This window comes from Umezawaea sp., assembly GCF_036375055.1.
Taxonomy (GTDB): Bacteria; Actinomycetota; Actinomycetes; order Mycobacteriales; family Pseudonocardiaceae; genus Umezawaea.
Genome location: NZ_DASUSQ010000072.1, coordinates 14,881 through 27,618, shown reverse-complemented (window position 1 = coordinate 27,618; position 12,738 = coordinate 14,881). Strand labels below are relative to the sequence as shown.

Sequence of the window (12,738 nt, the reverse complement as noted above, 5' to 3'; positions counted from 1 at the left end):
TGGTCCCCTCTCTCAGTAGGCGAAGGCGAGCGCGTCGGTCTTCTCGGCGGCCGGTGGTGGTTCGGGCGGCAGCACGCCCGCCACGCCCGCTCGCACGTAGCGCCTGATCAGGAAGACCTCGACGCACGCCAGGACGCCGTAGACCAGCGTGAGCGTGATCAGCGAGGTGAGGACCTCGCCCACCGTGGACGACGAGACCGCTCGGGCGGTGAACATCCAGACCCCGTCCACACCGGACGGGTTGGGCACGACCACGAACGGCTGGCGGCCCATCTCCGTGAAGATCCAGCCCGCGCTGTTGGCGAGGAACGGGGTGGCGGTGCTCGCCAGCGCGGCGATCGGGAACCACCGGCCGCTCGGCACGCGGCCCCGGCGGGTGAGCCACAGCGCGAGCAGGCCCGCGCCGGTCGAGATCGCGCCGAAGCCGATCATCAGGCGGAAGCCCCAGTACGTCACGGGCAGCACCGGCACGTAGTCGATCGGCTTGCCGGACAGCTCGCCGAGCTGCGGGTCGACCGGGTAGTTCGTGCCGTACTTCTCCTGGTACATCGGGACGAGCTCGTCGAGTCCCTTGACCTCGCTGGTGAAGTCGTTGTGCGCCAGGAAGGACAGCAGTGCGGGGACGGTGATGTTCTTGACGCTCTCGCAGTCCGCGCGGGTCACGTCGCCGATCGCGAACACCGAGAAGCTCGCGGGTCGTTCGGTGTGGCACAGGGCTTCGGCGGCGGCCATCTTCATCGGCTGCTGCTCGAACATCAGCTTGCCCTGGAGGTCGCCGCTGATGGCGACGCCCGCGAACGCGACGACGCCGACCCACGTGCCGAGCTTCAACGACGAGCGCCACACCGGTTCCTCGGCCGACTTCCGCCACAGGTGCCATGCGGAGATGCCGACCAGGAACGTGGCGGCGACCATGAAGGCGCCGAAGATCGTGTGCGGGAACGCGGCGAGCACGGTGTTGTTGGTCAGCACCGCCCAGATCGAGGTGAGCCGGGCGCGGCCGTCGACGAGTTCGACGCCGACGGGGTGCTGCATCCACGAGTTGGCGGCGAGGATGAAGTAGGCGGACGCGATGGTGGCCAGCGAGAACGCCCACACGCACGCGAGGTGGACCTTCTTGGGCAGCCGGTCCCAGCCGAAGATCCACAGGCCGAGGAAGGTCGACTCGACGAAGAACGCGACCAGGCCCTCCATCGCCAGCGGGGCGCCGAACACGTCGCCGACGAACCGCGAGTACGCGCTCCACGTGAGACCGAACTGGAACTCCTGCACGATGCCGGTCACCACGCCCATGGCGAAGTTGATCAGCAGCAGCTTCCCCCAGAACTTGGTCATCGCGTAGTAGCGCCGGTCGCCCGTGCGCACCCAGGCGGTCTGCACGCAGGCCACCAGCAGCGACAGGCCGATCGTCAGCGGCACCATCAAGAAGTGGTAGACGGTGGTGATGCCGAACTGCCACCGCGCGAGATCCAGTACTTCCACGCTTCGAACGTAGGTCCGCCGCACCACGTCTGAGCAGGTGCGACGGTCCCTCGTTCGGGTAGGACCTAGGTCCCGCCGGGGCCGGGACTGTGCCGCGGTCGACACTGCCGCAGACACGTGCGGGCTGTAGCATGGGTGGTGCCAGAGGGGAGTAGTTCCCGCTGCCACCAGCGCCAGTCAACGGCTGTGGCGCGGCGAGGTGATCGACATACTGATCCGCCAGTGCGGGGATCCGGTCCCTCACCCACCGCGTGTGGGCGAACGAGACCTCCGGCCGGGTAGTGCAACACACCCGGTCGGGGTCTGTCGCGCCTCCGTCCGGGTCCAATGCGGACTGGAGTCTCGTGGCCACCTCATTCATCGCCCTGGCGACCACCTTCGCCATCATCTTCCTGGCAGAACTGCCGGACAAGACGATGGTGGCGACCCTCGTGCTGACGACGCGCTACCGCGCCTGGCCGGTGTTCGTCGGCGTGGTCTCCGCGTTCGCCGTGCAGTGCGTCGTGGCGGTCGCGTTCGGCAGCGCCATCACCCTGCTGCCGGACCAGGTCGTCGCCGCCGTCGTCGCGGTCCTGTTCGGTGTCGGCGCGTTCATGCTGCTCCGCGAGGGCTTCTCCACGGCGGACGACGACGAGTCCGACGCCGCGCGCTCCGGCGCCACCGCCACCCCGTTCCTGCGGTCCGCGCTCACGTCGTTCGGCGTGCTGTTCGCGGCCGAGTGGGGTGACGCCTCGCAGTTGGCGACCGCGGGCCTGACCGCCCGCTACGGCACGCCGGTCGCCGTGGGCATCGGCGCGTGGCTGGCGCTGACGGCCGTGGCCGGGATCGCGGTGCTCGTGGGCCGGAAGATCGCGGGCCGCATCCCCACCCACCTGATCCAGCGAGTGGCGGGATTCGTGTTCGCCGCCTTCACCCTCGTCGCACTGTGGGCGGCGATCTTCGGGTAGGCCTACTTCAGCGCCGCCGCGACGTCCTGCGCGGCCTGGAGCACCCTGGGCCCGATCGACTCCCCGTCCAGCTTCTCCAGGGCCACCACGCCCACGCTGGCCCGCAGTCCGGGCACGCCCCGCACCGGTGACGCGACCCCGTACGCGCCGGGCTGGAGTTCGCCGGTCGACTGCACCCACTGCTTCACGTCCGGGGGCAGGCCGATGGCCTTGCCCGCGGCACCGCGGTGCACCGGGTGCCTGCTGCCGACCCGGTAGGCGACGTGGAACGCCGTCCACGACGGTTCGACCACGGCGACCGCCTGGGCCTCGCTGCCGTCGGCGACGGTGAGGTGTGCCGTCGCGCCGACCTGGTCGGCCAGTTCCCGCAGGGCGGGCTGCGCCGCCATCCGCAGCTGCGGCAGCACGTTCGCGGCCAGCCTCAGCACGCCGAGCCCCAACCGCACCTTCGACCCCTCGCGCCGGACCAGGCCCCTGGCCTGGAGCGGGACGAGCAGCCGGTAGACCGCCGCCCGGCTCGCGCCGATCGCGGCGGCCAGCTCGCTGATGCTCGGCGCGTCGGTCTCCGCGTCGGCGACCGCCTGGAGCAGGGCGAGACCCCGTTCCAGGGTCAGCGAGCTCTCCTTCGACGCCGCCACGGGCACGGGGAGCCGTCCGCGCGGGTCGGAGTGCGGTCGGACCAAGGTGCCCTACTTCCCGTCGGCGGGCTCGATCGTGCCGACCACTTCGGCCAGGCCGACGAGCGAGCCGTCCTCACCGGGGGCGGTGGCGGTGATGCGCACCGTGTCGCCGTCCTCCAGGAAGGTCCGCTCGACGCCGTCGGACAGCGCCACCGGGTGCTTGCCGCCCCAGCTGAGTTCGAGGAACGAGCCGCGCTCGTCGCGTTCGGGCCCGGAGACCGTGCCGGACGCGATGAGGTCGCCCGGTCGCACCGTAGCGCCGTTCACCGACAGGTGCGCGAGCTGCTGCGCGAACGTCCACGACTGCTCGCGGAACGGCGGCCTGGACACGACGGTGCCGTTCCACTCGACCTCGATGCTCAGGTCGAGCCCCCACGGCTGGTCCTCGACGAGGTAGTCGTGGATCGGGTTGGGCAGCGGCGGCGGGGTGATCCGGGCGACCGCGAACGCCTCCAGCGGGGTGATCCACGCGGAGACGGAGGTGGCGAACGACTTGCCGAGGAACGGTCCGAGCGGCTGGTACTCCCACGCCTGCACGTCGCGGGCGGACCAGTCGTTGAGCAGCACCACGCCGAACACGTGCTCGACCGCCCGCGACGTGGACAGCCGGGACGCGACCGGGCCGCCGCAGACGAAGCCGACCTCGGCCTCGACGTCGAGCCGCCCGCTGGGCCCGAACTCGGGGTGCGGCTTGCCGTGGCGCTGGCCGTGCGGGCGCACGACGTTCGTGCCGGACACGACGACCGTGCCCGCGCGGCCGTGGTAGCCGATCGGCAGGTGCGTCCAGTTCGGCGGCAGCGCGGCGTTGTCCGGTCGGAAGATCTTGCCGACGTTCTCCGCGTGGTGCCGCGACGAGTAGAAGTCGACGTAGTCGGCGACGGTGAAGGGCAGGACGGCGCCCTCGACCGGCACGAGCGACGCGCCGCGCGGGGCGGCGGTCAGGGCCACCGCCTCCACGAGCCGGGCGCGCAGTTCGCTCCACGCGGGCCGTCCGGCCCGCAGCAGCGGGTCGAGCGTGTCGGCGGAGACCAGGTCGGCCAGGCGGTCGCCGAGGTAGCCCGCGAGCGGGCGCAGCGGCAGGGCGTGGTCGCCCACGCGCACCGCGACGCCCGCGTCGACGACGCCGTAGGGCAGCGTCTGCGGGCCGAACGGCTCGTCGGCGGTGAACGCCGGGTCGTCGATCCAGGTCACAGCAGGTCCAGCGCGTCGAGGTCGGCGATCGGGTCGGCGAGGGAGCACGACCCGTAGGACGCGAAGACGCCGCGGACGGCGTGCGCCGCCGGGTCGGCCAGCTTGCTCGCCTCGGCCGCGAGCGCCGCACCGTCGGTGCTGGCCAGCGCGCCCCGGACGTCGCCGCCCGAGAGCGACCGCGCGGTCGCGACGAGCAGGTTGAGGAACCCGTGGTGGGTGACGCCGGTGACCTCGTCGGTCTGCCGCACGGCGTGGTGCAGACCGGCGGTGGCCTTGAAGGCGACCCCGCTGTGGGTGACCACGGCGAGGAAGTCGGCGACCTCGTCGACGCTGGGGAAGTTCTCCTTGCTGACGCCGCCGCAGCGCAGCTTGGGCCAGCTCCCGTGCTCGATGACGCGGCGCACGCCGTCGAGCCACTCGGCGCCCCCGCGCCTCGGCTCGACCACGCGGATCACGTCCTCGGGCACGAACTCCGACACGCGTTCGAGCCACACCTCGTCCACGTCGGACGGCGCGGGCATCTCGACCATGCGCAGGGCGAGCAGTTCGCTGCGGGATTCGACGATCGACACGGCCTTGGGGACACCGCCGAGGCCGGTGTCGATGACCAACGAGAGGGCGATCGGCTTGACCGGCTTGACCTTGATCAACTCAGTGATCAACTCGGCCAATCGTGACGCTGGACACAGGAACAGGCCGATCGCACCTGCCCACTCCCCGACGCGCGCGTCGAGGTGCCCGCGCACCGCGTCGGGCATCGACGCGTTGCCCGGGGGGAACAACGCGGCATCGTCGACAAGCCTTGCCAGCAGGGGCGGAGTACCGCGTGGACCTGGCGCACGGAGTTCGAAGGCGCTTGACACGGCTGACACGCTAGTGGCGTATCGGTCAATGAACAAAGATGTCCGACTATCGAACGCCCGGAGTGATCATGGCGTACTACCGCCAAGTCGGTGAGATCCCCCGAAAGCGCCACACCCAGTTCCGCGATCCGGAGGGTGGTCTCTACGCGGAGGAGCTCATGGGCGTGGAGGGTTTCTCGTCCGACTCCGCACTGCTCTACCACCGTTTCCTGCCGACCGCGATCGTGGACGCGCAGACCGTGGCGGAGACCCGAGGGGCGACCACGCCGAACCTGCCGCTGAAGCCGCGCCACTTCAGGACGCAGGACCTGTCCTGGCCGGAGGGCGCGGACGCCGTGACCGGCAGGCGCACGCTGTTCGGCAACCCCGACGTGGTGATCTCGTTCGTGGTCGCGTCCGCGCCGAGCCCGCTCTACCGCAACGCCGCGGGTGACGAGCTGCTCTACGTGCGCAGCGGCAGCGGCACGGTCGAGACCGTCTACGGCGCGATCACCGTCGGTGACGGCGACTACGTCGTGATCCCCACGTCGTGCACCTACCGGGTGGTCCCGGACGAGCCGATGGACGTCCTGGTCCTGGAGGCCACCGGGCACGTCGGCCCCCCGAAGCGGTACCTGTCGGGCAAGGGCCAGTTCCTGGAGCACTCGCCGTACTGCGAGCGCGACCTGCGCGGCCCGGTGGAGCCGCTGCTGGTCGACGGCGAGGACGTGGACGTGCTGGTGCGGCACCGCGCGGGCCTGACCCGGTTCACCTACGCCAACCACCCGTTCGACGTCGTCGGCTGGGACGGCTGCCTGTACCCGTGGGCGTTCAACGTCCGCGACTTCGAGCCGATCACCGGCCGCGTGCACCAGCCGCCGCCCGTGCACCAGACGTTCGAGGGGCCGAACTTCGTGGTCTGCTCGTTCGTGCCGCGCAAGGTCGACTACCACCCGCTGTCCGTGCCGGTGCCCTACAACCACGCCAACGTGGACTCCGACGAGCTGATGTTCTACGTCGGCGGGAACTACGAGGCCCGCAAGGGTTCCGGCATCGGGATCGGGTCGCTGTCGCTGCACCCGTCGGGCTGCTCGCACGGCCCGCAGCCGGGCGCGGTGGAGGCGTCGCTGGGCGTCGACCACTTCGACGAGACCGCGGTCATGGTCGACACGTTCCGCCCGCTGGAACTGGGCGAGGCGGCGCTGGGGACCGAGGACCCGAAGTACGCGTGGTCGTGGGCTCGCAGGGGTCCTGACCTGGACTGACCAGTTTTTGTCGGTGGTCGCCGATAGCTTCTTGACCATGGACGCACAGGCAGTGCTGGAGCTGGCACCGGACGGCCAGGTGGCGAGCGGCGCCACCCGGCTGGCCGGGGTCGCGGGGTGGACGGGCCTCGGCCGCACCCCCGCGGTGCTGTGGGGGTTGTGCCCCGGCAGCGGCAAGAACCCGTACCGCGTGTGCGTCGACCTCGGCGACCGGGCGAGCAGGTGCTCGTGCCCGTCGCGGAAGTTCCCCTGCAAGCACGCGGTGGCCGTGCAGCTGCTGCACGCCCGCGGCGAGGTGGCGGTCGCGGCCGAGGAGGCCGTGCCGGACTGGGTGTCCGACTGGGTGTCGAAGCGGCACGCGGTCGCGGCGCCCGTCGACGCGTCGCCGGAGGCGGAGGAGCGCCGGGCCCGCGCCAAGGAGAAGACGGCGCTCAAGCGCGAGGAGGCGGTGCGCGGCGGTGTCGCGGCGCTGCGCGACTGGCTGAGCGACCTCGCGGGTTCCGGCATCGCCGGTCTGCCGGGCCGGGACGCGGCCTGGTGGCACTCGATCACCGCCCGGATGGTCGACGCGAAGGCCCCCGGTCTGGCGGCGGCGGTCGGCGAGCTGCGCGAGGTCGTGGCCGCGGGAGGCCCGCAGTGGGCCGTGGACGCCGCGGATCGCCTCGGGGGTCTGCACCTGCTGGCGCGGCTCTCCGAGACCGCTGAGGGGCCGCTGGGCGACGTCGTGCGGGCCCGGCTGGGCTTCACCGTCCCCGAGGAGCAGGTGCGCGCCGCGCCGGGCTGGTCGGACCGCTGGGTCGCGCTGCTGCGGCTGGAGACGGACGACGGGCCGTTCCGCACGGTCCGCCAGTGGGTCTGGGGGCGCGACCGGGCCGAGTGGGTCGTCGGCGTCAAGCACCTCGGCGGCGGTGGGAAGCCGGTGCCGCCGCTGCCCCACGGCGCCGAGGTGACGGGCACGCTGCACCCGTACCCCGGTGTCCCCCCGCACCGCGTGGTCGTCGGCGAGCTGGTCGGCGAGCGGCGGGCTCAGGCGATCCCGGTGGCGTCGACGTGGCGGGAGGCCGTGGCGGGCCTGGAACCCGCGCTCCGCGCCGACCCGTGGCAGCGCCTGCACCCGCTCGGCTGCGGTGCCGTGCGCGCGAGCGGCGACCTCCGCTTCCTGGTCGACGCGGGCCGCCGCGGGTTGCCCGTGCGAGGCGACGCGGCGCTCGACCGCGCGCTGGCCGTCACCGGCGGCGAACCCTTCGACGCCTGGGGCCTCTGGGACGGCCACGGCCTGCGGCTCGGCGCGGTCGCCGAGCCGGGCGGGGCTCCCGAGGTCGTCGCGTGACCACCCCTTCCACTCCCGCCGGAGGCACCCCCGTGAACGACCTGCCCTTGCTGGCCGCGGCCCTGCGCGAGCTGCTCGCCGCCCAGTCCCGTCCGCGCTGCGTGCCCGTTCGCGCCACGGGCCGCACGCTGGTCGGCCGCAGGCGCCGGGTGGTGCCGGTGACCGCGCTGGGGCGTGCGGTGTGAGCGTGCGGGTCGAGTGGGAGGACGCGGTGCGGCGGCTGCTGGTCGGTGCGCACCGCGGCGGTGGCGGTCCGGAGGCGCTGCTGGACGACTGCGCGGCGGGTGGGCCCGCCGCGTTCGGAGCGGCGCTGCCGGTGGCCGTGGAGGTGGCCGAGCTGGAGGCCGCGCCGAGCACGGCCGAGCGGATCGTCGGTGAGGCGGCGCGGGAGGTGTTCACCCACATCGCGGCGGTGGACGACCAGGTGCTGCTGACCGAGTGGTGCGGCAAGGCCCGTGCGGCGGGTGAGGTGGCCGAGCACCGGTCGCTGCCGGAGCTGCTGGTGCTGGGCACGACGCATCCGGGCTTGCGGGCGGCGGTGGCCGCGGTGCTGGGGTCGCGCGGCCGGTGGCTGGCGGGGACGCGGCCTGGGTGGGCGTGGGCGACCGGTTCCGGGGTGTCGGCCGAGCTGGTCCCCCTGGGCGAGGTGCTCGACCTGCCGGGCGCGCGGCGGCTGGCCGCGCTGCGTCGGGCGCGGCGGGTCGACCCGGTGGGCACGCGGGCGTTCCTGGTCGAGCAGTTCGCGGCGCAGCGGCGGGCGGTGGACCGGCAGGCGCTGGTGACCGCGGTGGAGACGGGGCTCGGCCCCGAGGACGAGGAGCTGCTGGAAGCGGCGCTGGACGACCGGGCGATCGGCGTGCACGACGAGGCGGTGCGGCTGCTGCGGATGCTGCCGGGATCGGCGTTGGCGGCGCGGGCAGCCGAACGGCTGGACCGCGGCCTGCACCTGGTGGAGGACGGCTTCGACGTGCGGGCCGACGAGCTGTGGGCCGAGGCGCTGCCGGGCCGGGACGAGGCGCGCGACCTCCAGCGCGACGGGTCCGAGGTCGGCGTCGCGGGCAGGTTGCGGGCCGCGGCGGCGAGCGTGCCCGCGGCGTACTGGACGGCTCGGCTCGCGACGGACGACGAGGGTGCGGCGGAGGTGCTGAGCGGTGGCCCGTGGGCCGCGGCGCTGCTGCGCGGGGTGGCGCAGCGGCTGGCGGTGGCGGTCGACGCGAGCCCGTGGGCGGTGGCGGCGACGCGGACGCTGACGGGCATGGAGCAGTTGGAGATGCTGGCGTCGCTGCCCGCGGAGCTGTCCGCCCGCACGGTGATCGCGGTGTCGCACCAGTGGAACTACGACCTGCTGGACCACGCGTGCTCGCAGCTGCCCGCGCCGTGGTCGGCGGAGTCGACGGCGGCGCTGCTCGGCCGGTACGCCGCGATGCGCGACCCGAGGTGGCGGGCCGGGCGCCCGCCCGCCGTGCTGCTGGCCCGCGGCGACGCGGAGGTGCTCGGCGCGAACTGGGCGCTCATCACCCAGCGGTGGCCGGAGCACTCGGTCGAACTCGAGGTGCTGCGGCTCCGCATGAAACTCAGCCAGGCTTTCGACCGGAAGGAACCCGTCCAGTGACGACCGAAACCGTGCTGCGGCCCGCCGCGGAACAGCAGTACGCCGCCGAGCTGGCGGCGTTGGCCGCGGCGGACGACCGGCCCCGCCCGCCGCGCTGGCTCATGTCGCCGCAGGCCGTGGTGACGTACGTGCTGGGCGGCACGCTGCCCGACGGCACGGTGATCACGCCGAAGTACGTGGGCAGCAGGCGGCTGGTGGAGGTGGCCGTCGGCACGCTCGTGACGGACCGGGCGCTGCTGCTGGTCGGTGTGCCCGGCACGGCGAAGTCGTGGCTGTCCGAGCACCTGGCGGCCGCGGTGAGCGGCGACTCGACGCTCGTCGTGCAGGGCACGGCGGGCACCAGCGAGGAGTCCGTCCGGTACGGCTGGAACTACGCGCGGCTGATCTCCGAGGGGCCGAGCGAGGCCGCGCTGGTGCCGAGTCCGGTGCTGCGGGCGATGCGGACCGGCGCGGTGGCGCGGGTCGAGGAGCTGAGCCGGATGCCCGCCGAGGTGCAGGACTCGTTCATCACGATCCTGTCCGAGAAGGCGCTGCCGGTGCCGGAGCTGAACCTGCACGTGCAGGCCGTGCCGGGCTTCACCGTGATCGCGACGGCCAACGACCGCGACCGCGGCGTGAACCAGATGTCGTCGGCGCTGGCCCGCCGGTTCAACACCGTCGTGCTGCCGCCGCCCGCGACCGAGGACGACGAGGTGCGGATCGTGACGGCTCGGGCTGCCCAGCTCGGCCGGTCGCTGCAACTGCCCGCCGAGCCGCCCGCGCTGGACGAGGTGCGCCGCGTGGTGCGGATCTTCCGCGAGCTGCGCAACGGGTCCACCGTGGATGGTCGGACGCAGTTGAAGAAGCCGAGCGGCAGCCTGTCGACGGCCGAGGCGATCTCGGTGATCGCGGGTGGGATGGCCCAGGCCGGGCACTTCGGCGACGGCTCGCTGGGCGCGGACGAGCTGGCGTCGGGCCTGCTCGGCGCGGTGGTCAAGGACAGGGTGTCCGACAGCGCGGTGTGGCAGGAGTACCTGGAGGCCGTGATCAAGGAGCGCGTCGAGTGGCGCGACCTGTACCGGGCCTGCCAGGACCTGGACACGTCCGGCTACACGGTGAGCGGCGCCTGATGGCTCCGCGCGACCAGGTGCTGCCGGATCGGGTGGTGCTGCTCGGCATCCGGCACCACGGCCCCGGTTCGGCCCGCATGGTCGAGGCCGCGCTGGCGGCCGTGCGGCCCGCGGTCGTGCTGATCGAGGGGCCGCCGGAGGGCGACGCGCTGCTGGAGCACCTGCCGTCGCTGGTCCCGCCGGTGGCGCTGCTGCTGCACGACGAGGCGGAGCCGTCGTCGGCCGCGTTCTGGCCGTTCGCGGAGTTCTCGCCGGAGTGGCGGGCGCTGACGTGGGCGCACGGCAACGGCGTGCCCGCGCGGTTCTTCGACCTGCCCGCCGCCGCGTCGCTGGGTGAGGAGCCGTCCGAGCCGAGGGCCGTGGTCGACCCGCTGGGCGTGCTGGCGGAGGCGGCCGGGTTCGACGATCCGGAGCGCTGGTGGGAGGACGTGGTCGAGCACTCGGCCACCGCCGATCCGCGCGACCTGGCGGGCGCCGTCGCGGAGGCGATGACGGCGCTGCGCGAGGAGTTCGCCGACGAGGTGGACGACCGGACGCTGCGCCGCGAGGCGTCGATGCGGCAGTCGCTGCGCAGGGCGTTGAAGGAGACCGAGGGGCCGATCGCGGTGGTGTGCGGGGCGTGGCACGTGCCCGCCCTGCGGGTGCTGCCGCCCGCGACGGCCGACGCGGCGCTGCTGAAGGGCCTGCCGAAGCGCAGGGTGTCGGGCACGTGGGTGCCGTGGAGCCACGGGCGGCTCGCGGCGTCGTCGGGCTACGGCGCGGGCATCGACTCCCCCGGCTGGTACGCGCACCTGTGGGAGTGCGCCGACCGGGGCGACGCGGTGCCGCGCTGGTTCGCGCGGGCGGCGTCGGTGCTGCGGGCGGACGACCTGCCCGCGTCGACGGCGAGCGCGGTCGAGGCGGTGCGGCTGGCCGACACGCTCGCCGCGCTGCGCGGCAGGCCGTCGCCGGGGCTGTCGGAGGTGAGCGAGGCCGCGTTGGCCGTGCTGTGCGGCGGCGACGAGGTCCCGCTGAGGCTGGTGCACGAGAAGCTGGTGATCGGCGAGCGGCTGGGTGAGGTCGGCGCGGGCGTGCCGACCTCACCGCTGGCCGCGGACGTGGCCCGGTTGCAGCGGAAGCTGAGGTTCCCGCCGAGCCTGGAGGGCAGGGAGGTCCGGCTCGACCTGCGCAAGGACACCGACCGGGAGCGGTCGAAGCTGTTGCGCAGGCTGGAGGTCCTCGGTGTGCCGTGGGGCCGTCCGGACGCGGCGCGCGGGCTGGGCACGTTCACCGAGGTGTGGCGGGTCCGCTGGGACCCCGGCTTCGCCGTGGCGCTCGGCAGCGCCGCGCGGCACGGCACGACGGTGGAGGCCGCGGCGGAACGCGTGCTGTGCGGGCGGGCGCGTGCCGCGGACCGGGTGGCGCCCGCCGCCGAGGTGCTGTCGGTCGCGGTGGGGTGCGAACTGCCGATCGCGGTCCTCGCGGCGAGGTCGGCGCTGGACCGCTGCGCGGCGGCGGCGACGGACGCCGTGGAACTGCTGGGCGCGCTGCCGGACCTGGCGACGACCGTCCGGTACGGCTCGGTCCGCGGCACGGACCCCGAACTGCTGCGGGTCGCGCTGCACGGCCTGCTGGCCCGCGGCGCGGTCGGTCTTCCGCTGGCGTGCAAGGGCGTGGACGACGAGACCGCCGAGCGCGCGCTGGTCGCGGTGAACGGCGCGGACGACGCGACCCGGCTGGCGGCGGACGAGGAGCACCGGGCGACGTGGCGGCGAGCGCTGCGGTCGCTGGTGGGGATGCCGGACGCGCACGGCCTGCCGACCGGGCGGGCGACGCGCCTGCTGTGGGAGGCGGGCGAGCTGGACACCGCGGCCGTGGCGACCAGGCTGCACCGCGCGACGTCGTGGAACGGCGGCACAGCGAGCGGCGCGACCGCGTTCGTCTCGGGCTTCCTGCGCGGTTCGGCATCGCTGCTGGCTGCGGACGCACGACTGTTCGACCTGGTGGACGAGTGGCTGTCCGGCCTGGCACCCGCGGACTTCGACGACGCGCTCCCGTTGCTGCGCAAGGCGATCACCGACTTCAGCCCGGCCGAACGCAGGCTGCTGGGCGAACGCGTACTGGGCTCGTCGACGTCGTCGGGCCCGACCCGGGACGAGTGGGACGAGGCCGCGGCACAACGACTCTCGGACCACGTCCGAGCGCTGCTGGCGGGAGCGCGCACATGACGGCGCACCGACCGGCGCACGGTGGGCGAGCGGGACCGGACGACCGGGACGACGAGCGCGCGACGACGGCGAC

At 73.8% G+C, this 12,738-nt stretch carries 11 protein-coding genes; 7 read left to right on the top strand and 4 right to left on the bottom strand.

All coding sequences use genetic code 11. The features are described from left to right. Nucleotides 1–12: 12 nt before the first annotated feature. Nucleotides 13–1,482: a cytochrome ubiquinol oxidase subunit I gene (locus VFZ92_RS19785; protein ID WP_330877456.1), complete on the bottom strand. Its 1,470-nt coding sequence runs from the start codon at nt 1,480–1,482 to the stop codon at nt 13–15. A gap of 344 nt (nt 1,483–1,826) precedes the next feature. On the opposite strand from VFZ92_RS19785, the gene VFZ92_RS19780 reads away from it, so the two are divergent. After that, the gene (locus tag VFZ92_RS19780; protein ID WP_330877455.1) at nt 1,827–2,429 is read left to right on the top strand and encodes a TMEM165/GDT1 family protein; all 603 of its coding nucleotides are present in this window, start codon (nt 1,827–1,829) and stop codon (nt 2,427–2,429) included. 2 nt (nt 2,430–2,431) lie between these two features. On the opposite strand, the gene VFZ92_RS19775 is transcribed toward VFZ92_RS19780, so the two are convergent. The 3 genes from VFZ92_RS19775 to VFZ92_RS19765 are packed head-to-tail and all read right to left on the bottom strand — an operon-like array spanning nt 2,432 to nt 5,163. After that, nucleotides 2,432–3,112: an IclR family transcriptional regulator gene (locus VFZ92_RS19775; protein WP_330877454.1), complete on the bottom strand. Its 681-nt coding sequence runs from the start codon at nt 3,110–3,112 to the stop codon at nt 2,432–2,434. A gap of 6 nt (nt 3,113–3,118) precedes the next feature. Then, nucleotides 3,119–4,300 carry a fumarylacetoacetate hydrolase family protein gene (locus VFZ92_RS19770; RefSeq protein WP_330877453.1) on the bottom strand — a complete coding sequence of 394 codons (1,182 nt, stop codon included), beginning with the start codon at nt 4,298–4,300 and terminating at the stop codon, nt 3,119–3,121. Next, on the bottom strand, nt 4,297–5,163 hold the full coding sequence (locus VFZ92_RS19765; RefSeq protein ID WP_330877452.1) for a hypothetical protein: 867 nt from the start codon (nt 5,161–5,163) through the stop codon (nt 4,297–4,299). The genes VFZ92_RS19770 and VFZ92_RS19765 overlap by 4 nt, the downstream gene beginning before the upstream one ends. A 68-nt stretch (nt 5,164–5,231) precedes the next feature. Here VFZ92_RS19765 and VFZ92_RS19760 point away from each other — a divergent pair, with 68 nt between their 5' ends. From VFZ92_RS19760 to VFZ92_RS19735, 6 genes are read left to right on the top strand one after another with little or no spacing between them, the layout of a single operon-like run. Further along, nucleotides 5,232–6,407, top strand: coding sequence for a homogentisate 1,2-dioxygenase (locus VFZ92_RS19760; protein WP_330877571.1), 1,176 nt, complete (start codon nt 5,232–5,234; stop codon nt 6,405–6,407). Between the two features lie 37 nt (nt 6,408–6,444). Beyond that, nucleotides 6,445–7,737 (top strand): SWIM zinc finger family protein, encoded by a 1,293-nt coding sequence (locus VFZ92_RS19755; RefSeq protein ID WP_330877451.1) that lies wholly within the window; start codon nt 6,445–6,447, stop codon nt 7,735–7,737. 32 nt (nt 7,738–7,769) lie between these two features. Beyond that, nucleotides 7,770–7,922, top strand: a complete 153-nt coding sequence (locus VFZ92_RS19750) for a hypothetical protein (RefSeq protein WP_330877450.1) — start codon at nt 7,770–7,772, stop codon at nt 7,920–7,922. 2 nt (nt 7,923–7,924) lie between these two features. After that, on the top strand, nt 7,925–9,349 hold the full coding sequence (locus tag VFZ92_RS19745) for a DUF5691 domain-containing protein (RefSeq protein WP_330877449.1): 1,425 nt from the start codon (nt 7,925–7,927) through the stop codon (nt 9,347–9,349). Then, complete coding sequence (locus tag VFZ92_RS19740; RefSeq protein ID WP_330877448.1) at nt 9,346–10,458, top strand: AAA family ATPase; 1,113 nt, start codon at nt 9,346–9,348, stop codon at nt 10,456–10,458. The genes VFZ92_RS19745 and VFZ92_RS19740 overlap by 4 nt, the downstream gene beginning before the upstream one ends. Further along, the gene (locus tag VFZ92_RS19735) at nt 10,458–12,665 is read left to right on the top strand and encodes a DUF5682 family protein (RefSeq protein ID WP_330877447.1); all 2,208 of its coding nucleotides are present in this window, start codon (nt 10,458–10,460) and stop codon (nt 12,663–12,665) included. Before VFZ92_RS19740 ends, VFZ92_RS19735 begins: the two co-directional genes overlap by 1 nt. Nucleotides 12,666–12,738: the final 73 nt, after the last annotated feature.